The sequence below is a fragment of the Luteolibacter sp. AS25 genome, from assembly GCF_046736275.1.
Taxonomy (GTDB): domain Bacteria; phylum Verrucomicrobiota; class Verrucomicrobiia; order Verrucomicrobiales; family Akkermansiaceae; genus Luteolibacter.
The window spans coordinates 39,558-62,334 of the sequence record NZ_CP151837.1; the positions used below are offsets into that span (position 1 = coordinate 39,558).

At 54.7% G+C, this 22,777-nt stretch carries 19 protein-coding genes; 13 read left to right on the top strand and 6 right to left on the bottom strand.

Going from position 1 to position 22,777, the window contains the following annotated elements:
* Positions 1-26: 26 nt before the first annotated feature.
* Together carB and AAGA79_RS00195 are read left to right on the top strand one after the other, a co-directional pair.
* Positions 27-3,320 (top strand): carbamoyl-phosphate synthase large subunit, encoded by a 3,294-nt coding sequence (carB, locus tag AAGA79_RS00190; protein WP_411826764.1) that lies wholly within the window; start codon positions 27-29, stop codon positions 3,318-3,320.
* 119 nt (positions 3,321-3,439) lie between these two features.
* On the top strand, positions 3,440-4,357 hold the full coding sequence (locus AAGA79_RS00195) for an ABC transporter substrate-binding protein (RefSeq protein ID WP_411826765.1): 918 nt from the start codon (positions 3,440-3,442) through the stop codon (positions 4,355-4,357).
* Between the two features lie 27 nt (positions 4,358-4,384).
* Here AAGA79_RS00195 and AAGA79_RS00200 read toward each other — a convergent pair whose 3' ends face one another.
* On the bottom strand, positions 4,385-5,329 hold the full coding sequence (locus AAGA79_RS00200) for a LysR family transcriptional regulator (protein WP_411826766.1): 945 nt from the start codon (positions 5,327-5,329) through the stop codon (positions 4,385-4,387).
* A gap of 259 nt (positions 5,330-5,588) precedes the next feature.
* On the opposite strand from AAGA79_RS00200, the gene urtA reads away from it, so the two are divergent.
* From urtA to AAGA79_RS00235, 7 genes are all read left to right on the top strand, one after another.
* Positions 5,589-6,764 carry an urea ABC transporter substrate-binding protein gene (gene urtA, locus AAGA79_RS00205; RefSeq protein WP_411828242.1) on the top strand — a complete coding sequence of 392 codons (1,176 nt, stop codon included), beginning with the start codon at positions 5,589-5,591 and terminating at the stop codon, positions 6,762-6,764.
* Between the two features lie 148 nt (positions 6,765-6,912).
* The gene (gene urtB, locus AAGA79_RS00210; RefSeq protein ID WP_411826767.1) at positions 6,913-7,839 is read left to right on the top strand and encodes an urea ABC transporter permease subunit UrtB; all 927 of its coding nucleotides are present in this window, start codon (positions 6,913-6,915) and stop codon (positions 7,837-7,839) included.
* A gap of 31 nt (positions 7,840-7,870) precedes the next feature.
* Positions 7,871-9,010: an urea ABC transporter permease subunit UrtC gene (gene urtC / locus AAGA79_RS00215; RefSeq protein WP_411826768.1), complete on the top strand. Its 1,140-nt coding sequence runs from the start codon at positions 7,871-7,873 to the stop codon at positions 9,008-9,010.
* Positions 9,000-9,746, top strand: coding sequence for an urea ABC transporter ATP-binding protein UrtD (gene urtD / locus AAGA79_RS00220; protein ID WP_411826769.1), 747 nt, complete (start codon positions 9,000-9,002; stop codon positions 9,744-9,746). The genes urtC and urtD overlap by 11 nt, the downstream gene beginning before the upstream one ends.
* A gap of 12 nt (positions 9,747-9,758) precedes the next feature.
* Positions 9,759-10,448: an urea ABC transporter ATP-binding subunit UrtE gene (urtE, locus tag AAGA79_RS00225; RefSeq protein WP_411826770.1), complete on the top strand. Its 690-nt coding sequence runs from the start codon at positions 9,759-9,761 to the stop codon at positions 10,446-10,448.
* 43 nt (positions 10,449-10,491) lie between these two features.
* Complete coding sequence (fmdA, locus tag AAGA79_RS00230) at positions 10,492-11,715, top strand: formamidase (RefSeq protein WP_411826771.1); 1,224 nt, start codon at positions 10,492-10,494, stop codon at positions 11,713-11,715.
* Positions 11,716-11,728: 13 nt separating this feature from the next.
* On the top strand, positions 11,729-12,076 hold the full coding sequence (locus AAGA79_RS00235) for an FmdB family zinc ribbon protein (RefSeq protein WP_411826772.1): 348 nt from the start codon (positions 11,729-11,731) through the stop codon (positions 12,074-12,076).
* Between the two features lie 104 nt (positions 12,077-12,180).
* Here the strand turns inward: AAGA79_RS00235 and AAGA79_RS00240 are convergent, their stop codons facing one another.
* Complete coding sequence (locus AAGA79_RS00240) at positions 12,181-13,080, bottom strand: TIGR04222 domain-containing membrane protein (RefSeq protein WP_411826773.1); 900 nt, start codon at positions 13,078-13,080, stop codon at positions 12,181-12,183.
* Positions 13,081-13,578 (bottom strand): glycine-rich domain-containing protein, encoded by a 498-nt coding sequence (locus AAGA79_RS00245; protein WP_411826774.1) that lies wholly within the window; start codon positions 13,576-13,578, stop codon positions 13,081-13,083. It lies immediately after the preceding gene.
* Positions 13,579-13,707: 129 nt separating this feature from the next.
* Here AAGA79_RS00245 and AAGA79_RS00250 point away from each other — a divergent pair, with 129 nt between their 5' ends.
* The 3 genes from AAGA79_RS00250 (at position 13,708) to AAGA79_RS00260 (ending at position 19,449) form a co-directional block, all read left to right on the top strand.
* Positions 13,708-14,238, top strand: a complete 531-nt coding sequence (locus tag AAGA79_RS00250; RefSeq protein WP_411826775.1) for a LemA family protein — start codon at positions 13,708-13,710, stop codon at positions 14,236-14,238.
* A gap of 94 nt (positions 14,239-14,332) precedes the next feature.
* Positions 14,333-17,929, top strand: a complete 3,597-nt coding sequence (locus tag AAGA79_RS00255; RefSeq protein ID WP_411826776.1) for an ATP-binding cassette domain-containing protein — start codon at positions 14,333-14,335, stop codon at positions 17,927-17,929.
* A gap of 95 nt (positions 17,930-18,024) precedes the next feature.
* Positions 18,025-19,449, top strand: coding sequence for an SLC13 family permease (locus AAGA79_RS00260; RefSeq protein WP_411826777.1), 1,425 nt, complete (start codon positions 18,025-18,027; stop codon positions 19,447-19,449).
* A gap of 28 nt (positions 19,450-19,477) precedes the next feature.
* On the opposite strand, the gene AAGA79_RS00265 is transcribed toward AAGA79_RS00260, so the two are convergent.
* On the bottom strand, positions 19,478-20,107 hold the full coding sequence (locus tag AAGA79_RS00265) for a hypothetical protein (protein WP_411826778.1): 630 nt from the start codon (positions 20,105-20,107) through the stop codon (positions 19,478-19,480).
* A gap of 114 nt (positions 20,108-20,221) precedes the next feature.
* On the opposite strand from AAGA79_RS00265, the gene AAGA79_RS00270 reads away from it, so the two are divergent.
* Positions 20,222-20,929: a hypothetical protein gene (locus AAGA79_RS00270; protein WP_411826779.1), complete on the top strand. Its 708-nt coding sequence runs from the start codon at positions 20,222-20,224 to the stop codon at positions 20,927-20,929.
* A gap of 9 nt (positions 20,930-20,938) precedes the next feature.
* On the opposite strand, the gene AAGA79_RS00275 is transcribed toward AAGA79_RS00270, so the two are convergent.
* The gene (locus AAGA79_RS00275) at positions 20,939-21,328 is read right to left on the bottom strand and encodes a GntR family transcriptional regulator (protein ID WP_411826780.1); all 390 of its coding nucleotides are present in this window, start codon (positions 21,326-21,328) and stop codon (positions 20,939-20,941) included.
* 120 nt (positions 21,329-21,448) lie between these two features.
* On the bottom strand, positions 21,449-22,696 hold the full coding sequence (locus AAGA79_RS00280; protein ID WP_411826781.1) for a hypothetical protein: 1,248 nt from the start codon (positions 22,694-22,696) through the stop codon (positions 21,449-21,451).
* Positions 22,697-22,777: the final 81 nt, after the last annotated feature.

Genomic DNA, 22,777 nt, shown 5'->3' on the forward strand with positions numbered 1-22,777 from the left:
AAAGTTTAAGCAACACGCTCGCGAATATGCCAAAAGATACCTCGATCAGGAAAATTCTCGTCATCGGCTCCGGCCCAATCGTCATCGGCCAAGGCTGTGAATTCGACTATTCAGGTGTCCAAGCCTGTAAGGCACTCAAAGAAGAAGGCTACGAAGTCGTCCTCGTGAATTCCAATCCGGCCACAATCATGACAGATCCGGAGTTCGCCCACCGGACTTACATTGAGCCTATCACTCCGGAAGTCGTTGAGAAGATCATCATCCGCGAAAAACCTGACGCACTTCTTCCTACCCTTGGTGGTCAGACAGCCCTGAACACCTCGATGGATCTGTTCAAAGCCGGCACACTGGATAAACACAACGTCCGGATGATCGGTGCAAATGCCGAAGCGATCGATAAAGGCGAAGACCGTCACCTTTTCAAAGAGGCCATGGAGAAAATCGGCCTCGATATGCCGCGCTCCGGGATTGCCCGTACGATGGAAGAAGCGAAGAGTGTTGCTGATGAAATCGGAACTTTTCCTCTAATCGTCCGGCCTGCATTTACTCTTGGTGGCCAAGGTGGTGGTATCGCCTACAACAAGGAAGAGTATGAGGAAATCGTCCACCGCGGACTCGATCTTTCGCCAGTTTCCGAAGTTCTCATTGATGAATCCCTTCTGGGCTGGAAGGAATTCGAAATGGAAGTCATGCGTGACCGCGCGGACAACTGCGTGGTTATTTGCTCCATCGAGAACCTTGACCCGATGGGGGTACACACCGGTGACTCCATTACCGTAGCTCCCATCCAGACCCTCACCGACCGTGAGTATCAGATCATGCGCGATGCGTCCTTCGCGGTTATTCGCGAGATCGGCGTGGAGACCGGAGGTTCGAACATCCAGTTTGCCACAGATCCGAAAACCGGCCGTATGATCGTTATCGAGATGAATCCGCGGGTTTCCCGTTCATCCGCCCTTGCCTCGAAGGCGACAGGTTTCCCGATTGCCAAAATTGCCGCTAAACTTGCTGTCGGTTACACGCTCGATGAGCTCCCGAACGATATCACCCGCGTAACCCCGGCGTCCTTCGAGCCTACGATCGATTACGTTGTGACAAAGATTCCTCGTTTCACCTTCGAGAAATTCCCGACTGCAAACGCGGTGCTTACCACTTCCATGAAATCCGTTGGTGAAGCCATGTCGATTGGCCGTACCTTCAAGGAATCCATGCAGAAATGCCTCCGCTCTCTTGAAACCGGACGTTGGGGCTTCGGTTTCGACCCTAGTGATCCTGCATCCCCTTCAAAGGAAACCATCACCCGTAAGCTCCAGATCCCGAATGCCGAGCGCATCTTCTGGTTGCAGACAGCTTTCATCCACGGCTGGACGCTTGAGGAAATCCATGAAGCAACTTCCATTGACCCATGGTTCCTCCGCCATCTGGAAGAAATCGCGGAAGAAGGGAAGAACCTTGCGACCCTCGATCTCAAAAGGGCCAAGAAACTCGGTTTCTCGGACCGTCAAATCGCCAGGGCACGCGCTGCATCCCAGGCGATCCACGATGCTTCCATCCATGGGGAAAAGGATCAACCGGCAGGTGCTCCACCTCGTGCGGAGCCTGAGGGCGCCGTTGCAGATGTGCCTACGGAGGACACCATCCGCGCAGAGCGGAAGGCGAAGGGAATTATCCCGACTTATCGCCTGGTTGATACCTGTGCAGCGGAATTTGAGGCATACACACCGTATTTCTACTCCACCTACGGAGATGAAAACGAAGCCCGCCAGTCCGATAAGAAAAAGATTATTATCCTCGGCGGTGGCCCGAACCGCATCGGCCAGGGAATCGAATTCGACTACTGCTGTGTGCACGCGGCCTTTGCTCTGAAGGAGCTTGGTTACGAGACAATCATGGTGAACTCGAATCCGGAGACTGTTTCCACCGATTACGATACATCCGATAAACTCTTCTTCGAGCCACTTACCCTGGAAGATGTTCTAAACATCTGTGATCAGGAGCAGCCATACGGTGTCATCGTCCAGTTCGGCGGCCAAACCCCGCTCAATCTCGCGGCGGATCTCGAGCGCCACGGAGTGCCGATCATCGGAACATCCCCGAAATCCATCGAACTCGCGGAGGACAGAAAATTCTTCTCGGCTCTACTTGATCAGCTAGGCCTGAAACAAGCGGAAGCCGGAACGGCAACCAACGAGGCCGAGGCCATTGAGGTTGCAAACCGTATCGGCTACCCTGTGCTCGTCCGCCCTTCCTTCGTCCTTGGTGGGCGCGCGATGATGATCGTTTACAGCGATTCCGAACTTTCCACCTACATGCGGGAGGCGGTCACCGCTTCTCCGGAGCGTCCGGTTTTGGTCGACCGATTCCTCGATAACGCAACCGAGATCGACGTTGATTGTATCAGCGATGGAGATACCTCAGTCGTAGGCGCCATCATGCAGCACATCGAGCAGGCCGGTATTCACTCCGGAGACTCTGCCTGTGTGATTCCTGCCTTCTCGATTTCCGATGATATCAAAGCCAAGATCGATAAGGCCGCAAAGGACCTCGCCATGGCCCTGGAAGTCCGCGGCCTGATGAACATCCAGTTCGCCGTGAAAGATGAAGAACTCTACGTTATCGAAGTTAATCCACGTGCATCGAGAACCGTGCCGTTCGTTTCGAAGGCCACTGGCGTTTCACTCGCCAAACTGGCCGCGAAAATCATGGTCGGAGAGAAACTGGTGGATATGGGTTACACCGAAACTGTTCATCCTACCCACTTCTCCGTGAAAGAGGCCGTCTTCCCATGGAATCGTTTCCCGGGAATCGATATCGTTCTCGGTCCGGAAATGAAATCCACCGGTGAGGTGATGGGAATCGATAAGGACTGGGGCATGGCTTACGCGAAATCCCAGATCTCCGCCTTCAATGCACTGCCGAAGGAAGGGAAAGTTTTCCTCTCCGTGGCGGACCGCGATAAGGACCGTGCCGTAGCAGTGGCCCGTGATCTTCATGAAGTAGGTTTCACGATCTGCTCCACAGGAGGCACGCACCAGCGCCTCTCCGATGAGGGAATTCCGTGCCAGCGCGTTTACAAGGTAGCTGAGCAAGCCCGCCCGAATGTGATCGATATGCTGAAAAACCAGGAAATCGACTACGTGATCAACACGCCGGCCACGCACGAATCCCGTGCTGACGAAATCCTCATCCGTTCCACAGCCATCGCAGAGAAGATTTCCTACGCCACAAACATGGCGGCAGCAGAGGCAACCGTGAAAGCAATCCGCTCCCTCAAGGAAAACGAACTCACTGTTCAGAGCATCCAAGAATATCATTCCTAAACTGAAATCACCGCCCTTCGCCGGCATTTTTCCACGAGTATGCCACGGCTCACTCTGGTATAAGATCTGCTGCTGAAGGACATGTGGATTCGTCGCCCTGAAAATCCCCCCAATTAACCATGCCACGCGGTCCCCAAGAAAAATTCGGTATTCTGCCGTCTTTGGAGCTGCTTCCATTCTTTGCCAATGATTTTGACGCTGCTGCAGATGTCACATTTGTAGCACGCGCCAGCTATGGAAGCATCGCCAGAGAAATGTTGGTCGGTGACCTTGTGGGAGGAATTTTGCCTTGGGAAATTTTTGCCGCCGAAGTTCTGGCAATGAGCGGTCAGCGCAACCAGTGGACCGCAGCCTTCTTTTCCAATCCAAGCCCCACGGAGCTGGTTCTTCAGGACAATATCTACAAGGCGCTGTGCCCGGACCCGGATCTGCCCGCCAAAAAGATCCCGACCAGGCTGCAGATCGGCATTGAAAACCGGAGCTCGCTGACAAGGCACCAGTTCACCGAGTGGTTGAACTCGCTCAAACTCAGTCCCAGGCCAGAGGTCGTCTTCAAATTTCTCCCGATGGATCAAAGGCTTCAAGGAATGCCGGCGAACGCCTTGGATGGATTCATCGCACGGAGTCCCTGGGGAGTGATTGCGGAAGAACAGGGACTGGGCAGCCTTGTCCGTGAATTTTCCAAAGAGGACGTCTCGCAGAGGCTTGTAGCAGTCTGTCACAAAGACGTGGAAGCTGCTGCGAGATTGTGTAATCCCGAGACTCTTGCTGCTCTTGGTCAGTCCAGACTGAAACTTTCCGAGGAAAGCGAAGTTCAGCTAGCCGCAAAACGGATGCAGGAAATCGGTAAACCCCATTTACCGATTGATGCGATACTTGAGGCTACCCGTCGCTACAGCATTTATGGAATTTCTTCTGATGTGAGGGCTGATTCCGCCAAAATTACCGAGGAACTCCAGGGTCTCTATAAGATATCCATGCTCCCGCCACAGATCGCCCCGACCGAACAAACGGCCAGGTTACTCGCATGCCAGTGAGGTTCCTCTGACGTCGGGCTTACCAGCCTAATCCTCGGGATTGAAGTTCACGGCCAATAGGCTGAGAAAGACCTCGGCAATCCAGGGGAGCGGGCTTTCCGCCCTCCACCACGCGCTGTATTTCCGCGTAAGCGGGGGAGCAGTGGTATTGATCCGGTTCAGATTTCCGGCAGCTACCGGAGCCTTTGCCACGGATTCCGGAAGAAACGCCAGACATTGTCCCTGCAGGGCTAGATTTCTCGCAGAGCCGGCGTCTGGCATCACCCATTTCTTGAGCCTGATCTGGGACTTCTGGAAAAAAAGCTGTGCGACGGCATCTGCGGCCATCCGGTCGGGAAAAACCAAAACGTTCTGTTTCAGCTGGGCGATTGTCACCCTGCCGGCAAGACCCAGATCATGGAAGGGCGCGGCGTAGAGCTGGAGCGTTTCCTCAGCCAATGGCCGCCGGACCACATCGTGTGGAACGTTTTCATCACAGCCGATCTGAAAATCCAGGTGCTGTCTGCTCCGGGGGTCTACCTCTTCCGAGGTGTGGATGATTTCCACATCCGCATCCGGAAAGCATTCGCAAAAGGCAGACATCACGGAAGTGGTCAGGACGACTCTGGCGCTCCCTGAGACTCCAAAGACAAGCCGTTCCACACGTCCGTCCATTTTTGCAAGTTCCGCGCGGACTGCTCCCATGCGGTGCAGCAGCTCTTCCACGATAGGCAGCAGTCTGATTGCCGCACCGGTAGGGCTCACATGTGGTCCGGTGCGCTTGAATAATGCGCAGTCGACTTCTTCTTCCAGGCTCTTCAAGGCGTGGCTGACTGCTGAGGGGCTGACGCCGAGGGATTGTGCGGCAGCGGAGAAGGTTCCTTCTTTCACGGCGACGTAAAACATCTGCAAACGCTTCAGGTCCAGAATTTCAGGATCGATACGGACGGGATTCCGGCTCTCCGAATTCTCTTTGTGAAAATTATTCAGCATGGTTCTGGGGATCTACCGAGCATCGTGCATGCCATGAGCCGTTAGATCCCAACGAATCAGGATGACTGCCGGGAAATCCTCTTCCGGCGCTTAGGTGAGTTTATTTCAAGATAGACCCCGTGCCAACGGCATGTCGGGTGCTCAAAGGGATGTGTGAGAAAGAACAACGTTTGTTCCCTTTCTTAGCCAATGAATTAACAGCCACAAGTAGATGAAAATAAGAAACTTAGCAGCAACACTTCCTATGAAGTCAGCCATCATGGCGCTCGCAGTCACGTGCGCTCATGCGAAACCACCGACATCCGAGGTGAATACAACCGGTCTCGCCGTCACCGACGATACCGTCACCGTTGGCCAGCTCCACTCTTCAACTGGAACAATGGCGATCAGCGAAACCGGATCCATCCAGGCTGAACAGCTTGCCATCGACCAGATCAACGCCGCCGGCGGTGTTCTCGGACGCCAGATCGTAGTAATTAAGGAAGATGGTGCCAGTGATTGGCCTACCTTCGCGGAGAAAGCCAAGAAGCTTCTCGTGAGCGATAAAGTCGGCACCGTATTCGGCTGCTGGACATCCGCTTCACGTAAGGCGGTTCTTCCAGTCTTCGAGAAAGAAAAAGGAATGCTCTACTACCCGACTTTCTACGAAGGTCTCGAGCAATCACCAAACGTGATCTACACAGGTCAGGAAGCTACCCAACAGATCCTCGACGGTCTTAACTGGGTCGCCAAAGAGAAGAAGGCCAAAACCTTCTACCTCGTCGGCTCCGACTACATCTGGCCACGTACTTCGATGAAAATTGCCCGCAAGCACATCGAAAACGTTCTCAAAGGCAAAGTTGTAGGTGAAGAATTCTACGCACTTGGCACCACCCAGTTCGGCTCCCTGATTAACAAAATCAAGCTCAAGAAGCCTGATGTTGTTTATGCAGCGATCGTAGGTGGCTCCAACGTTTCTTTCTACAAGCAGCTCAAAGCAGCTGGTATCACTAGCAAGAAACAAACACTCCTCACCATCTCCGTTACAGAAGATGAAGTTCTCGGAATTGGTGGTGAAAACCTCGAAGGCTTCTACTCATGCATGAAGTACTTCCAGAGCCTCGACAACGAGAACAACAAGAAGTTCGTTGCCGCATTCAAAGAGAAGTATGGCAAAGACAGCGTCATCGGTGACGTTACCCAAGCTGGCTACCTCGGCCCTTGGATCTGGAAAGCAGCTGTAGAAAAAGCAGGTAGCTTCGACATCGAAAAAATCGCCGCTGCCTCCCCTGGCATCGAGCTGGACTTCGCACCAGAAGGTTACGTCAAAGTTCACCCGAACCACCACCTCTGGAGCAAGGCTCGCGTAGGTAAGTGGAAAAAAGACGGACAAGCTGAAGTCGTCTACGAATCCGAGCTCATCGAGCCTGATCCATTCCCTAAAGGCTACCAGTGAAGCCTCCTGATTTCGTCCTGACGAAATCGACTATATCCATAGGAGGGCCGTGCTCGGTCACGGCCCTCCTTTCTTTTCCTGAAAACCCTCTCCAGCCCGAACCAGGCTGACTAACCACACCTTTTACCACTCCAACCTTTTTCCAATTATGGGCGAATACACCACAGAAGAATTGCAGAGTATCTTTCTGATGCAGGGATTTTCCGGTCTCAGCCTTTTTAGCGTACTGCTGCTCATGGGCCTTGGCCTCGCACTGATCTTCGGACAGATGGGCGTCATCAATATGGCCCACGGCGAATTCATGGCCATGGGAGCCTATACCGTTTACCTTTGCTCCAATCTCACGGAGCAATACGCGCCCGAATTTGGCCCGTACTATTTCATCGCTGCCATCTTTATAGCTTTCACAATCTGCGCCCTAGTCGGGGCGCTCGTCGAGTGGCTGATGATACGACATTTATATCACCGGCCGCTGGATACCCTACTGGCAACGTGGGGCCTCAGCCTCGTAATGCAGCAAGGTTTCCGCCAAATCTTCGGAGCCCGCGAAGTTAGCCCTACTCTTCCCGAGTGGCTTATGGGTTCCTTCAGCATGAGTGAAATGATCGATATTCCGATCAACGGCGTCTTCGTTCTTTGTCTCTCATTGATCGTTACCGCAGCGCTTATCCTTTTCATCTTCCGTTCCAAGTTCGGACTTCGCCTCCGGGCAACCGTCCAGAACAGAAAAATGAGCGGAGCAGTTGGTATCAACACCGGCAAGGTAGACCGTCTCGCATTCGCACTCGGATGTGGAATCGCTGGAATCGCCGGTGCAGCCTTCACCACCATCGGTTCCACAGGGCCAGACAGTGGTAGCCGCTATATTGTTGATGCCTTCCTCGTGGTAGTTTCAGGTGGATCGGCAAGCCTACTCGGCTGTGTTGCCTCCGCATTCGGAATCGCCCAGGCCCAGTCCATCCTCGAGTTCTTCCTCGAAGGCACGAAAGGCAAGGTTGCCACTCTGTTGGTGATCGTCGTCGTCCTCATGTTCCGCCCGCAAGGCCTCTTCCCGAGCAAAGTGCGCGGCAACTAATCTGAAAAATTCAAATTCGACCATAACATCCATGAACTCTGCAATTTTCAGAACTCTATTTAAAAACAAGGGAGAAGCCATCGCCTTCGCGGCATTTGCCATCCTCCTGCTTGTTGTGCTCCCGCTGGTTCTCCCGGTCTTCCGGTTGAACCTGGTAGGAAAATATATCAGCTTTGGATTCGTAGCCGTTGGCTTGGTCCTGCTTTGGGGCCGCTGTGGTATTCTCAGCCTTGGCCAGGGAGTATTCTTCGGCCTCGGAGGTTACTGCATGGCCGCATTCCTGAAGTTGGAAGCCTCTGATCCGGAGACTACCGCCATCCAGACGACACCGGGTATCCCGGACTTCATGGACTGGAACCAGATCACAGCACTTCCAACCATCTGGAAGCCATTCGAAAGCTTGCCTTTTACAATCTTCGCCATCTTCGTGGTGCCTGCCGTTGTGGCTTTCATCATTGGCTTTGCGCTCTTCAAGAGACGTGTGGGTGGAGTTTACTTCGCGATCATCACACAGGCGATGGCGCTGATTTTTTCCCTCGGTATTGATGGAAACCAAGGTCTCACAGGCGGCCGGAACGGTATTACCGACCTTCGCACACTGCTTGGCTGGGATATCCGCACGGAAAGTGCACAGCAGATTCTGTATTTCCTCTGCGTTGTCCTTCTCTTCCTGGTTGCCCTGGGTGCGAAATACATCATCAACACCCGGCTTGGCCGCGTTCTGGTGGCAATCCGGGATCAGGAGGAGCGGGTCCGTTTCTCCGGTTACAATGTAGCGATGATCCGCACAGCGGTCTTCACATTCGCAGCCATGCTCAGTGGATTGGGTGGCGCGATGTTCGTCCTCCAGGTCGGCTTCATGTCTCCGTCCATCGTCGGAATCGTCCCATCCATCGAGCTGGTGATCTTCACCGCGGTAGGCGGCAGATTGTCCGTCCTCGGTGCGATCTTCGGTTGCCTCGTAGTTAACTGGAGTAAAACAACCTTCTCGGAGGCCTATCCGGATCTCTGGCTCTACCTGATGGGTAGCACCTTCATCGCCGTCGTCATGTTCTTCCCGAATGGCCTCGCTGGTCTCTTCGAGAAGTTCCCAGCTGCCAAAAAGAAAATCGGCGGCTGGTTCGGCAAGTCCTCTTCAACAACCAACACACCTATTACCGATGAAAATTGAAAACGAAAACGTTCTCGAAGTCGAAGATCTGGGAGTTTCCTTCGATGGCTTCAAGGCAGTAGACGGATTCAACTTCTACCTCGCCAAGAATCACGTGCACGTGATCATCGGTCCCAACGGAGCCGGTAAAACCACCGTGCTGGATCTGATCTGCGGGAAAACGAAGGCGACTTCCGGCAGCGTTAAGTTCAAAGGGAAGGAAATGCGCAAACAGCGTGAGTTCAAGATTGTCCGCGCCGGTATCGGCAGGAAATTCCAGACTCCTTCCACCTATGAAGGTCTCACGGTATTCGAAAACCTCGAGCTCTCCCATCCCCATGGCCGCGGCGTCTTCGGTTGCCTGTTTTTCCGCCGCACGGATGAGATCATGAATCGCATCCAAACTGTGGCCCAGACCATTGGCCTCGACGGGCAGATGGACACGGAAGCAGGAATTCTCAGCCACGGTCAAAAGCAGTGGTTGGAAATCGGAATGCTGCTCATGCAGGACCCGGAAGTCATCATGCTTGATGAGCCGGTGGCCGGTATGAGCGTCAAGGAACGTGGCGAAACCGCCGACTTGCTTCGGAAAATTTCCAAGGACCGCTCAGTCATGGTTATCGAGCACGATATGGAGTTTGTCCGTGAAATCGCGGACCGCGTCACGGTCATGCACATGGGCAAGATCCTGGCGGAAGGCTCAATGGATAAAGTAAGCGCGGACCCGAAAGTCATCGAGGTCTACATCGGACACTAACCACTCAATTTTATGCTCACAGTAAACAATTTGGAAGTCGCCTACGGGCAGAGCCTCGTCATCCCGGACATGAGCTTCAGTGCGGAGAAAGGACAAATTCTCGGCATCGTCGGCCGGAACGGTATGGGGAAAAGCACGCTCTTCCGCTCGCTAATCGGCATGATCCCGAGCCGCTCTGGGAAAATCGAAATCGGCGGGAAAGATATCACCAAAGCACCTCCTTACCGAAGGGTTGCAAACGGCATCGCCTTCGTTCCCCAGGGGCGCATGATATTCCCCTATCTCAGCGTTTATGACAACCTGATCTCTGGTGTCCAGGGCCGCGTGAAGCGGGATGCGGTGGAGGAAATCTACGCGCTCTTCCCTGTCCTTCAGGAAATGAGGAACCGCAAGGGCGGTAACCTTTCGGGCGGTCAGCAGCAGCAGTTGGCCATTGGCCGCGCACTGATGACAAACCCTTCCGTCCTGCTCCTCGACGAGCCTACGGAAGGTATCCAGCCATCCATCATCAAGGATATTTCACGGACTCTCCGTGAGATCCGCGACATGAAAAACCTTACGATCATCGTCAGTGAGCAGGTTCTCAGCTTCGTGCTCGATACCTGCGACCGCCTGATGGTCATCGAAAAGGGAAAACTCATCCGTGAGGACGATCGAGCAAGCGTCGATGCGGAGAAAATCAAAGCGATGCTCGCCGTTTAACTCTCAAAACTATTCCAACCACAAACCAATAAATATATAGCCAATGAAAACACTCATCAAAGTAGACCTCGACGCAGAACCAACGTCGCAAGACTGCCTTCACAACAGGTGGCATCCCGATATCCCTATGGTCGCCTACGTGAAGCCAGGTGATGAATTCCGCGTCGAGTGTATCGATTGGACCGGTGGCCAGATCAAGAACGATGACTCTGCGAACGACATCGACGTAGTGGATCTCACAAAAGTTCACTACCTTTCCGGCCCGATCGGAGTGGAAGGTGCGGAGCCAGGCGATCTCATGGTTGTCGATATCCTCGATATCGGTGTTTTCGAAGAATCAAATTGGGGTTTCACAGGCCTCTTTGCAAAAACCAACGGCGGTGGCTTCCTTACCGATCATTACCCGGATGCCCGCAAAGCTTGCTGGGATTTCCACGGAATCTACACCTCGTCACGCCACATCCCGAAGGTAGAATTCGCAGGTATCATGCACCCCGGCCTCATCGGCTGCCTTCCTTCCAAGGAAATGCTCAACGAATGGAACAAGCGTGAGAAAGAGCTCTACGACACAGAGCCGGATCGTGTTCCAGCGCTTTGCACACTTCCCTTCGCTGATACCGCACACATGGGCCGCATGAAAGGCACCGAACGGGATGTTGCAGCCAACGAAGGCGCCCGCACTGTTCCTCCTCGTGAGCACGGTGGTAACTGCGATATCAAAAACCTCACACGTGGCTCCAAGGTTTATTTCCCGGTTTACGTGAAAGACGGCGGCCTCTCCATGGGTGACCTCCACTTCTCCCAAGGCGATGGTGAGATCACCTTCTGTGGTGCCATTGAAATGGCCGGCTTCCTCGATATCCGCGTCAGCCTCATCAAAGGTGGCGTAGAAAAATATGGTATCCGCAATCCTCTCTTCGAGCCGAGCCCGCTCTCTCCGACGTACAAAAAGCACATCATCTTCCAAGGCATCTCGGTGGATGAATTCGGCAAGCAACATTACCTCGATCCGTTCGTTGCCTACAAACAGGCATGCCTTAACGCCATCGAGTATATGAAGAAATTCGGCTACACCGGTGAGCAAGCCTACGCGATCCTCGGGACTGCTCCTGTGGAAGGCCATATCAGCGGTATCGTTGATATCCCGAATGCTTGTGCCACACTCTGGTTGCCGACGGAAATCTTCGAATTCGACATCTTGCCGAACGCGGTCGGGCCGAAAAACATGGTCAACAGCGATGCTGATCTAGCTAGGGTGCAACCATAACCTGCATAGGATTATGCCACTCTACGATTTCACATGCAGGGATTGCGGAGATTTCCGCGAACTCCGCACAATCGCTGAAAGGAGCGATCCGGCCGCATGCCCGACCTGTAAAAAAGTCGCGCAGAGGTTGATCCTCGCACCCGGTTTGGCACTCATGGACGGGGGCCTGCGCAAGGCCCACGGCGTGAATGAAAAAAGCCGTCACGAGCCATCGATCCGCGAGTCCCATTCCTGCAGCAGCCGTTGTGGGTGCGGAAGCGGAGGCGATTCGAAGATCCGGAAGAACACGGTCAAAGAAACGAAGCTCGGAAAACTACAGTCCCAGAAAGCCACGGCCCGTCCCTGGATGCTTGGTCACTGAGTTATCCACCTACTGAATTTTCATCGGGTAACTGTTATCCACCGCCTCGAAAGGGGTGGTGGATTTTTTGTGCGCAGTCCGTACTGCCCTTCTGGCGGGTTCGATCAGTCACCTCCACATCCACCGCAGCCGCTGGAGCAACCGGAGCCTCCATCAGAACTGCATCCGGAAGAAGATGAGGGGTTTCCAATCTGGGAAATCTCGTTCCTGAGTACTAAATCCAGACCGGCGATGGACGGGTCATGATCAATACCGGAAATTCCCATAAGACCGATCCCACACAAGGTTCCGGTATATGGATCCGGTAGGTTCGCAAATCCGGATTTTGAATCCCGCATGCGTGAAAGCACCAGTTTCCCGGCCGGGGTGGTCTTTCGAGCGCTACCGGCGATGATTGCTGCCACTACGAAGGTCGCGAAAATCATGAGACAGAGAAAGGTCACCGGCTTGTCCCGCGAGATGCCGATGACTACCTTTACTACCCCTACTCCCACGAGGAACAGCATGGGAAGCATGATGGAGAATGTCTCGCTTCCCGATTCCGAGGACGTCGGGCGGAGCCCTAGTTTCGCCAATTGTGATTCCAGGCCGGAGACCCTTGTGGCCACGAGTTGGGAAACATTGGCGAGGGGCATCCCTTTCTGCCCGTAGTCTAGAATGGAGCTGTAGACCGTTCTCTCAATGTCATTGAAATCCGGCGATGCCTTGCCACTGGCAACGAGGATACTCTCCTTGAGAAATTTCGATCGTTTCCACTCCACCGCTCCGGATTTAATGAGCTTCACGACTACCACCTGGCTGCAGCGCGGGGCACCACCTGCCAGGTATGCGATTTCATATGGATCGGTAAGATTGGCCTCGGCCGCACCGGGGAAGGAAAATTTCGCATTGCTGCGTGCGCGCCGCCAAAGGGTAAATCCCAGCGCGATCAAAAATGCCACCGCGTAGAGCCAAAGGAAATCCGGGCCGTTCCAGTCGAAAATTGAGGTAGCTATCATCGTCATTTACTTGAAATAGGAAAGGAAAGCGGGTTTTGGCACCAGCCAGAACTTCGAGCAATCCACCCAGCGTCCCGCGGCTGCGTTGGCGAAACGTTTCTCCACAGATGGCCAGATGTCGGCGGGCGGTTCCGCCTGAAAGATGCGGCGGTAGCTTTCCAGGGTTTTCCCGTATAAGCCGTGGAACTTTGCGTTCTGATCCCCGCCACCTGTGGTGGGTGAGTGGTGTAGCTCCCGGCCGAGCACATCCCGGCATAGCCCGTGCCAGTAGCTTTTGGTGTATACCATATGGAGGTGCCAGGCTTGATCCACCTCTTCGGAGGGCGTAACCATGTGGCCTGCAAGCATCGCCAGGGCTATGAAGCGCTTGTATTCCTCCACGACTCTGCCGGCGTAGACGTGTGTCCAGCCTTGCTCTCTGGAAAGTCGTGCGGTGAAGGGGAGTTGCGCCCCGTCTTCATCCAGCTCGAAGGCGAGGATTTTTTCAAGGAATTGGCCATCCATCGGGATATTTTCTATTCGTGCGGCAGCCTTCTGTAAAGCCGCCAGCCAAAGGCCGTTTTCCGAGATTACGAAGCTGTTTTCCGTGTTTTATATCTTGGCTGGTTGGTGGCCTGCCTAGTAGGTAAATGGATGGATTTCCCCTGGGCAGTTTTGCTCGTCCTCATGCTGCCGTTATTGTGGGTTTTGCTCACTCTTAACGGTTTGGTTAAACTCAGCAAACAGCTGCGTGTATCTTTGGCTACGGTGGATGTCCAGTTGATGAAGCGCCACGATCTGGTGCCGGAATTTGTGGGAATGGTGGGGAGCTACGCGGCTCATGAAAGCGATGTTACCGGTGCGGTGACTGCAGCTCGTCGGCTGGCAATGGATGCCGGCGCGGGGTGGGATGCGGAACAGTTTCTGAAAGGGCAGATCGAGAGATTGATCGTGCAGGCGGAGAGCTACCCGAACCTGCGTGCGAGCGAGCGATTTCAGCTTTTTCAGCGTGAACTGGCAGTGTGTACGGTGAAGATTGCTTCCGCGCGGATTGTCTATGATGCGGCTGTTCTGGACTACAATGCCGCGGTGGAAACGTTTCCTGTTTCCGGGGTGGCCCGGAGTTTTGGATTCATGCGGAAGCAGGATTTTGAGACAGCGATTGCGGACGGAAAAAATCCGTAGGCAGGTGACTGGAATCCGGCGGGATGCGTGGTAAAGTATTGAGGCTCAGATGTGAGTTGCAAAAAGGGTGATGATGGGCGGAAATAGTGGACACATGCAGGGTGAGGAAGAGAAGAAGGTAAAACGGGAGGCCCCTGAGCAGCGGAAGAATTTTTGGAGACGTGATCTTGCGGAATGGGTTCCCGGTCTGGGGCGCTTCAGCGGAGTGGGCAAAAACTCCGAGGGGCACGTGGCAGTGCTGGTGGATGCCTTCGCTGCCTTCGCTATGCTGGATGGTGAGCTGAGTGCGAACGAAGCGGATCTGATTCTGGACATGCTCCGTAGCGCCTTTCCTGAGGTGGATCACGGTTGGTTGACCAAGCGCCTGCGACGCGCGGTGAAGAACCCCAAGCCACTGCAAGGCTTGGCGAGAGGGCTTAGAAACAGCCTCACGGAAGTTGGGAAAACTGCAGTGGCGCTACAGCTTTTCACTCTGGTCGATGCAGCCGGAAGATCGGGCAGGAGCCGGTCGAGCTTCGAGGTCTTTATGCGGCGGCTGGGCAAGCCTGAGGTGAGCGCGGCGATCATCGCGGAAATGGGAGGTGAGGAGGATGAAATTTCCGCGGATGAGCTGCCATTCGAGCGCCTGATTTTCGGCGGGAGAAATGCGGATGTGGCGCTCCCCCCGGCAGCGGGCGTGCAGGAATTCCGGGTTTATCGTGCCGGTGATTTGATTTTGCTGAGAAATTCCGGGCTGATTCCGATCTGGTTCCGCGGTAAATCTCTGCCCACCGGAGGATTTATCCGGGTGAGGGAGCGGCAGGAACTGGTGATCCCAGGGTGGCTGCTGACCCATGATGATCTGAGATTTTTCCTGGATGTCAGGAAAATGGGGAACATGCCGGCGCTCTATCTGGAGGCGGGCAAGGAGGACCTGATTGCGGAACGGACAAAATCACGTGGCAGTGAGCTGCGGGTAAAATTCGGCCTGGAAGCGGAGGTGACGGTGCTGGCGGATACTGATCTACATGTCGGCAGCAGGGGCGGGCTGAAAAAGGGCGACGTGGTCATCTGCAGGAACCATGAACGCATCGGCGGAGCGTCGGGATTCAGTCTTACGGTCAATGATTTACGTAAGCAGGCTCTCCAATCCGGACGGAGATTCCGGCTGGGTGCGGGCGGGCAGGAATACATCGTTTCCAATGACGCAAGCGCTTTGGGAATAGGCGATCTACTGCTGGGAGCGAAACTGGCACCGCGGACGGTGCTTCACATCGAGTATGATCGTGAACGGGCGGCTGGAACGCTGAGGGTGAAGACGGCTGGCGGGCCAATTCTGGTGGATGGTTTCCCGGTGCGGACCCGTGCCAATCTTCATGATGGATCCCTGATTCGGCTTTCGGGCAGCCAGGCGGTTAGGTGCAGGTTTTCCCAGGGATTTCTGGATGAGGAGCGCACTCAGATCGAGTCTCTGGAGGTGGATGGGCTGATCCATGATTTTGGCAAGGATTCACGGGCACTGGACCAGATCAATTTCGAGGTAAAACGCGGTGAGATGCTATGCATCATCGGGCCCAGTGGTAGTGGAAAGAGCACGCTACTGGCGGTGTTATCAGGCCAGCGGAAGCCTACGCGGGGTCGGGTGAACTTGAACGGGATTTCTCTCTACGAGCATAGGGAAAACCTGGTGCCCTTCGTGGCGCATATGCCTCAGGAAGAGGCACTGAACCCGCAGCTGACGGTGCGCGAGCATTTGCGCCACGGGGTGATGGTGCGGAGGCCGGGTCTGGGAATGGCGGAACATGATCGCCGGGTGGATAGCATGCTGGCGGAGCTTGGCTTGCAGCGGATCGCACGGCGGAGGGTGGGATCAAAGGGGGAGAAAACGATTTCCGGAGGAGAGCGCAGCCGGCTGAATCTGGGGGTGGACCTAGGGAGCAGGGCTGAGGTTTTCCTCTTCGATGAGCCTATTTCCGGACTTTCCTCGAAGGATTCCGAGCACGTCGCGGAAACGTTGCGGGCGCTGGCGAGGGAAAAGATCGTGATCGCCTCCCTGCATCGGCCGGGCGCAAGTGTTTTGCGGCTTTTCGATAAGGTTTTGCTGCTGGATGAGGGCGGTAAAATTGCATTTTTCGGCACGCCGGCCTCAATGGTCGGTTACTTCCGCGAGGTTTGCGGGGAACTGAATATCAGCCATCCGTCGATGGTTTCAAAGACACCTCTGGGCGCTGACTTCGTTTTCGATGTGCTGGAAACTCCACTCAGTGCGCTGGGCGATAGTCGCACGACCGGTGCTGCCAGACGTTTTCCGCCGTCCTTCTGGCAGGAGCGTTTTGAGAGCGCCACGCTTTTGCGATCCATCGCGAGGGATACGAACCCGCCGCCCCAGAGTGGGGAGGTGGATGTGAGTGCCGGAAGTCTACCACTGCCTCCTTTGCCCACACGCCGCTGGCGGGCGAAGTTTCTGGTGTTCCTGACACATTTCGAAAGATCACTGCTCTCGAAGATCCGGAACCGCGGAACAGTTTACAGCACGTTTCTGGAGGCTCCGATTTTGGCGGCTCTGATAGCGATCACGCTACGATCGTCTCCGGTGGGTAGTTTTCAGTTTTCCACCGCGCTCCATGTTCCTGCCTACATTTTCCTGAGTGTGACGGTGGCAATGTTCCTCGGGCTGACGAATTCCGCGAGCGAGATTCTGCGGGATCGCGCGGTGCTGCGCAGGGAGCGGAATTGCCAGCCGGGCGGTCTGTCCTACGTGACGGCTAAGTTTATCGCGCTGGGTCTGGTTGCGGCGGTGCAGTGCTTCACATACCTGGTGATCGGGAATCACTTTCTGGAGATAGAAGGGGTGCTGTTGTATCACTGGATCTGGATGACGCTTACGGCGCTAACTGGTACGGGGATGGCGTTGCTGGTTTCCTCGATGGTGAAAACGGAGCGCGCGGCGTTGACAGCTGTGCCGCTTCTACTGGTGCCGCAGATGCTGCTGGCTGGTGCTTTGGTACCTTTCAAGGAAATGAACCGGGGGCTTTTCAATGAGGTTAAACTCGAGCGCGATTCCGGAGGTGTGCCTGTCCCGGCGATGATCATGCCGCTGAGGTATGCTTTCGAGGGGATGCTGGTGGCACAGGCTACGAGAAACCCTTTCGAGCTGGAGCGGATCCGCATGCAGCGCAAAATCGAAGGGGCGAAGGAACGCGTTCAAGAGCTGGACAAGGTGGAGATCGAGCGTTTCGAGATGTATAAGGAGGGCCTGAGGAGGCTACTGGCTTCCGGTGCGAAGAGTGAGCCGGAAGCGAGGGCTCTGGTGGAGCGGATCCACAAGATCGTGGGCGATGGAAAGCCGATCGAGGTTTCCACCATGCAGGTTTGGCCGGATGGTGATGATACGGTGCCGACTTACACGTTCTATGTGAACGAGCGGATCGATCTTCTGGTGCGCGAGGCTGAAACTTTCAGGAACGATTACCGGAACAAGAAGCCGAAGCATGTCTTCCTGGCTCTTCAGAAGCCGGTTCCGTTTTATGATCTGTTCACGCCAGAGAGGATGGAGACTGATCTGGATGTGAATGGTGTGGGTGGCGAGGTGGAGGTCCCGGGCCAGATAGAGACGATGAAATTCTGCGGAATTTTTCTTCTGGTTGTGAGCTTAGGTTGCTCCGGGCTGTCCGCATTTGTAATTGGCAGGCAGAACAGAAGCGTGAAATAGCCGTGTAATATGGAGGTTTCCGGGAAGTGCTGAAATAGCGTTCCCGCGCGTCTGGTTTTCTTGTCCCGCAGGTCGAGTGGGTACAGGATGTAGCCATGTTCATGGACACGAGGGCGCAGGCGGGAAGATTACTGGGGACCTTCGGCGAAAAGGAGCGGAGTGGTATGCTGAAAACGCTGGGCTGCGGCCTTCTTGCGTTGGCGGCCGTGTTTCTACCGGGGGTTTTCGGCTGGGAGAGCTTTGCTGATCTGGATGGTGGGGCGAAGGCCTCGCTGGGGATCATGGTTTTCGCGGCGGCGCTGTGGGTGAGTGAGGCGATGCCGGCGTTCGCGGTGGCTCTGCTGGTGATCGGTTTGCAAATCGCGATCCTCGGGCAGCCCGGCGGGGTATGGGCAGCGGAAGGGGATACCAAAGCCTGGACGACATTTGTAGAGCCATGGGCTTCGCCTACGATGTGGCTGTTCCTCGGTGGATTTGTGCTGGCCCATGGATGCTCGAAAACGCAGTTGGACAAGTGGCTGGCGGGTATGGTGCTGGGGCGTTTCGCGACGAGTCCGGCAAAGCTGGTGGCCAGTGTGATGGGTATCACGTTTCTATTCAGTATGTTCATGTCGAACACGGCTACGGCTGCGATGATGATCGCTGTGACCGCGCCCGTGCTGGCTGGCTTGCCCAAGGAGAGCCGTATCGGGAAAGGCTTGGTCCTGGCGGTGGCTGCGGGAGCGAATCTGGGTGGAATCGGCACGATCATCGGCACGCCGCCGAATGCGATCGCAGCCGGGCAGTTGGCTGGGCAAATCGATTTTGTGAAATGGATGATGATCGCGCTCCCACCTGCTCTGGTTCTGGCGGCGGGGGTGTATTTCCTAATTTGGAATCTCTATATACGGGGTGAGAAAGTGGAGGCTATTCAGGTGGATTCCACGGTGGATGGTGGAGGACGCGAAATGCGCCACCGCCTGACGGTGATGCTGTTGTTTGCTGTGACAGTGGCGATGTGGATGGGAGAATCTTTGACCGGGATCCCTTCTTCGGTGGTTTCCTTTATCCCAATCGTGGGTCTGGCTGTGTCCGGGGTGATCGGGGCGAAGGATATGCGGGTGCTGCCGTGGGATGTGCTGCTGTTGCTTGCCGGCGGGCTTTCGCTGGGTGTGGGTGTGGAGGTGACGGGACTGGCGGAGTGGATTGCGAGCCATGTTCCCGGAAATCTAGGCTCGGTTTCGATTGCGGTGGTGTTCGGCTTGCTCGGTCTGTTTCTCTCGAATCTTATGAGCAATACTGCGGCTGCGGCGTTGCTGATTCCGCTGGGATCAAGTCTCGCAACGGGCGGTGGGTCGACTTTGGTAGTGGTGGTGATCGCGATCAGCTGCTCCGCGGCGATGGCCCTTCCTATCTCTACCCCACCAAATGCGATCGCCTACGGGACGGAGCGTCTAGGCGCGAAGGATTTCCTGATGCCGGCGCTACTTGTGGCGGTGGGAATGATTTTCACTTTGCCGTGGCTATTGTTGTTTTTCTGAAAAGTCGTGTGGGAGGGAGCAAGACGGTTCAGTTTTTCAGGATTCCGATTTTGGAAAACATGCGCCTAGCGTGTTTTTCTCCGTCCGTGCCGTCGGTCGCGACCTCGCAGGATACCCGGTAGCTGCCTTCTTTTCCCTCGGGTGAGGTGTAGCTGAATATTTCCGTTTGCCAGGTATCGTCGGTGTCTCCCATGGCGGCTGTAAGGAAAAAGTAGCGGATCTCCTTTTCCAGACCCGGTGCGTAAACCTTGAGCCATTCGCGCTGGACCTTGGTGGAACCTCCGGGACTGGGTTCGCTGGCTATAGGGGCTTCTGTTTGGTCGGGTGCTCCTTCCGGTGTTCCTGCGATATTCAGGGTGATCTCCGTCATATCGGCATCTCCAAGTTCGCCCTTTTGAAATATCCCGTAGGTTCCTTTCGCCGATTGATAAACGGCGGGCTTATCGAATTTTTCGCCGGAGTGTAAAACGGCAATGATTGGTAGCTTTGCGCTATCGGCCGTTTCGGTTTCCACTCCATCCGCTTGATTGGAACCGGCCCATTCTGCGGAGGGTTTGCTTGTCGCTGTATCATCCGCTACCGGAGGCAAGGCTCCCGCACATGAGAATAAGGCGATACAGAGACAGGGCGTGATGCTCTTCAAATGAATCTCGGGCATAGTTATTTCATAACGTTCGGGGGCTGAAATGGGAGAAAAATGGTGTGCCTACTGATGCAAAAATAATTCTGTTCGGCGTTGTATGGGTAGAAGTTGAGAAACACACTGCCGCCGATGAACGTCAGCCAAGAACCGCCACGAAAAGAAGCACCATGGATGGCCGGCATCCGTGCTGCCAAGGCGAACATCGTGCCAGCATTAATCGTGCAGGCGGTGATGCTCACAGTGGTCCTTCTATATTATTTTTATCCGCCTACGAGGGATCTGCTCGATCAACTGGCGCAGGTAAAGGAGCGGATGGGCTATGGCTATTCCGCATTGGCTGCGGTGATCGCGGGCGGGTTCGTCCCGGAAATCATGCGGATCATTGTCTTCCAGAAGGGGAAGGTGATCCGGCAGAACTTTGCCAATCTACTCTTCACTGTTCCTTTCTGGGGATTTTCCGGAGTAGTGGTCGATCTGTTCTACCGTTTCCAGGAGCAGTGGTTCGGAGCGGAGGTGACCGTGGGTGTCGTCGTTGCGAAGGTGCTGGTGGATCAGTTCGTTTTCAATCCTTTCTGGGCTGCGCCGACCGGCGCCTGGGGGTATGATTTGAAGAACAGCGGCTATAATTTCAAAGGGATTGGGAGGTTTTTCACTCTGAAATATTACCGGGATGTGATCGTTCCGATCCTGTTCGCTACGTGGGGCGTCTGGATTCCGCTGGTTGCAATCGTTTATTCCCTGCCATCGCTTCTGCAAATCCCGCTATTTGCCTTGGCCCTGGCAATGTGGGTGATGCTCTTCACCTGGATCAACGAGGCTAGGATGGAGGAGAAGTAAGCCTTTTGATCAGCGTTTGAGCCCGTAGATCCGCTTCTGGCGGGATCCTATGAGCTTCAGAAGTTCCAGGTCATTGAGGCCATGGTGTGCTGCTTCCACGATCAAATGATCGATGAGTGGCTCCAGTGCCTGTAAGCGTTCCGTGATGGAGGATGGTCGCCTTTTCCGGACGAAACATCCCAGACCGCGCTTGGTGGTCAGTAACCTTTCCTCGACGAGGAGGTTGATGGCTTTGTGAACGGTGTTCGGATTTACCTTTATCTCCCGGGCTATCTCCCGGACGGACGGTAGTTTCTGGCCTGCCACCAGTTCTCCGGCGGAAATGGATTTCTTCACACTATTTACGATCTGCAAATAGATTGGCTGGCCGTCTTGGGAATGGATTTCAAATGAGAGCACGTGACCGTATTATTGATAGTGATACAGTTAGTTCACATGGAGTGAATGTTCAAATAAAAAGGCGGCCACCCCGTTAGAGGTGACCGCCCAGCCGAAACAACAACAAGTTTCTAGAATGGCTTAGAAGTAGGAGCGGAATGCAAGGAGGTATGTGACAGAGTCATAGTCACCAACAGGGGTGTCCATTGTCTGATACTCGATACCGGATTGCACTTTGGCGTTGTGGCCACAAACGTAGTAGTTAAGACCAGCGTAGAGGGAGTGATGGGAATCACCACGACCGCTGTTGATGCCAGCGCCGGTTTCGGCACGTGTTGCATAGCGGCTGTTTACGCGCACACCTTCCGAGGAATCGGAACCTTGATACTGGTATTGGCCGACGAGCTGAAGCTTGTCTTCCCAGATCCAGTAGTAAGGAGTGAGGACTACGCCCCAGAATTCACCGTCGCGTGTGTTACCGTTGCCAAGGCGAGCTGCGCCGTTGTCACCGTAGATGAAGTCAGCGTTAACACCGTAGAGGCCAGCATCGTACTGTGCGCCGAAGGCTGTTGCCCATGCGTAGTCGATGATGGAATCTTCGTTGTCTGTTACGTCCGCGAAGTTGTATGTGTAGTCAGCGCTCAGTGTGAGCTCGTCGTTTACTGCGAAGCTGAGGTTACCGAGGTAAACCGCGCTGTCCTGCCAGCTGTTGAACTCGCCGCCGTCACCGTCAACGGATGAGCTGTAGAGGGAGTTTGCAAAGCTGAACTGGCCGATTACGCCTTCTACAGTAGCACCAGTTGGGCGGTAGCTGCCGTAGATTTTGTTAGCGATAGCGGAACGCTCAACAGTAAGAAGTTTTGTGGAAGAAGTGTGTGCTTCGTTACCGATAACGAATTTCTGACGTCCGTAAACGAGGTTAAGTTCTTCGAAGATGTCTCCGCCGATGGCTTTGCCAAGGTCGAAGGAAAGGTATGCTTCATCGATGTCCTGGTAGCCCCAGTCGAGATCACCACCGGAAGGGCGGCCGTCGCTGACGAGGTTTACCTGATACTTAGCACCGAAGTACTGGAGGAATTTGGCTTTAACACCGGCACGTGCGCGGCGGAATTCACCGAAACGGCCATTCATTGAGCCACCTGCTACGTCGTCACCGTCGTAGTAAGCACCTTGGTATTGGAGGCGGCCTTCAACTTGGAATTCCTGAAGGAAAGGATTGGATGCGTCTTTGTAGAGCATGCCTGGCTTGTTGCTCCACCATTCGCACCAGTCGCCGCAATTTTTTTCAGCAGCTGGCTCCATAGGGACCATTTCGGTTCCTGCGATTGCGAGGGCTGGGAAGCCGAACGCGAGGGCAAGAACGACGTTCTTCGTGTAGTTGTATTTCATGTTAGTTCGTGTTGCGTGCCCGGAGGCACTGGCCAGCTACTAATGATTTTGTCTAAATTTTTTGTATAAATTATTTGTGAC